2 protein-coding genes and 1 pseudogene are annotated in these 1,496 nt (G+C 44.7%); 1 reads left to right on the forward strand and 2 read right to left on the reverse strand.

Annotated features, from left to right (window positions below):
* Positions 1 to 272, reverse strand: a pseudogene (locus tag F6K53_RS41905) (bleomycin hydrolase); the annotation flags it as partial.
* Positions 273 to 376: 104 nt separating this feature from the next.
* On the reverse strand, positions 377 to 910 hold the full coding sequence (locus tag F6K53_RS41910; RefSeq protein ID WP_075904201.1) for a bleomycin hydrolase: 534 nt from the start codon (positions 908 to 910) through the stop codon (positions 377 to 379).
* A 356-nt stretch (positions 911 to 1,266) separates the two neighbouring features.
* Here F6K53_RS41910 and F6K53_RS41915 point away from each other — a divergent pair, with 356 nt between their 5' ends.
* Positions 1,267 to 1,425: a hypothetical protein gene (locus F6K53_RS41915; RefSeq protein ID WP_293086363.1), complete on the forward strand. Its 159-nt coding sequence runs from the start codon at positions 1,267 to 1,269 to the stop codon at positions 1,423 to 1,425.
* Positions 1,426 to 1,496 lie beyond the last annotated feature (71 nt).

The following is a 1,496-nucleotide window of genomic DNA, read 5'->3' on the forward strand; positions in this document are numbered from 1 at the left end:
CGTAGGTAGTGACCGAGATCCCGGTAGCACTTGTCAATCTTGACTTGAGAATCCCCAGCTTCACCAGATTCCTTTAGGTAAGGATACTTCTTAAAGCAAGCATCACCAGCTTCTTTGGTTACTTTATCAATGCCTTCTGCTAGCTTTTCAGCAGCTTCCATACGAGCAGCAGCCCGCTGTAGGCTACCTTGAACGGACTCAAGGTCAGAGCTGCTAGGAAAACGACCTGCAGCATCGGCAGCAGTAACAACTGTGCTTATAACTGATTTCATTCTTATATATCTCCTGAATGGGTTTTGACAAAGATTATACTTAGCTTTTGGCTTCCCCAGCTCGCTTTGGCAGGAGCTTGGTTATCTTAGGCAAAAGGGAAAGACTAGCTGATAGCAGCAACTACTGCATCGAAGTAACCAGCAGTTTCAGAAGCTAAGGAGGAACAATCCCCAGAAGTTACTTCAAACTTGCGCTGGCTAGCGGTGTTGTTAACGAAAGCAACTGCAGCAGCTTTCATGATTCCAACAGCACGAGCTGTGGAGGTGGTGGGTACACCCAGAGCGCTGTAGGTTTCCTTCAGACCATTCAGGCAGCGGTCGCTTAGTACAGAAGCATCACCAGCTAAGATGGCATAGGTCACGTAGCGGAGGATGATTTCACCATCACGCAAGCAAGCAGCCATGCGGCGGTTGGGGTAGCAGTTACCACCAGCTTGAATCAAACCAGTGTTTTCGCAGATCATGCCAGAAATAGCGTCGGAAACGATGCAGCTGGCGTCGCTGGCGATAATGTTTACAATATCAAGGCGCTTATTACCATCAGCAATAAAGCCTTTGAGAGCAGCCAGGTCTCCAGCACCTAGACATGCGGTTTTGCTATCTGCTGTAACTACAGCTCTGGAAAAAGCGTCAAGCATTGAAATCTCCTTAAATTAAAGGTACTTAACTAGTTTGCTATCTTGCTGGTTATTTATCAAATTTGACCAGCTCAATATGAACATTAGAGGATAATCGGAACCGCCGTCTCATTTATTAACAACAAAGTAATAATTTGTAATATTCGTTACCAGTTCACCAGTCGATCACACAGGAGTCAGTTAACCGACTCGGCAGTTATATACAAAACTTAATAATTACAGGAACTTAGCTGTGATATATGCTAGCGCTGATATTGAAAACCTAAATCATTTTGGAAAAATACCTCCCTTGACCATAGTGCGTCTACTGTTGACGATGGCAATAGGGCTATATATATATAGCGTTTCTCATAGCTATGAGGTACACAGGATTTTTTTCCACTTCCGAAGTTCCCTCTTCTGACTTCCCTACTCCCTACTCCCTACTCCCGCGCAACCCAGGACGAAAGTACCTCAAGCAATTGGTAAGCATTAAGCTATCAGCCATTGGCCTTGGCCAACAGCTGATAGCTTAGCTATAAACTGGTTGGCGTTGCTTAATAATGGAATGATTTTATAGCAGAAGTCAGAAGTCAGAAGTCAGAAG

Origin of the sequence: Moorena sp. SIO4A1, from assembly GCF_010672065.1 — a bacterium.
Lineage (GTDB): Bacteria > Cyanobacteriota > Cyanobacteriia > Cyanobacteriales > Coleofasciculaceae > Moorena.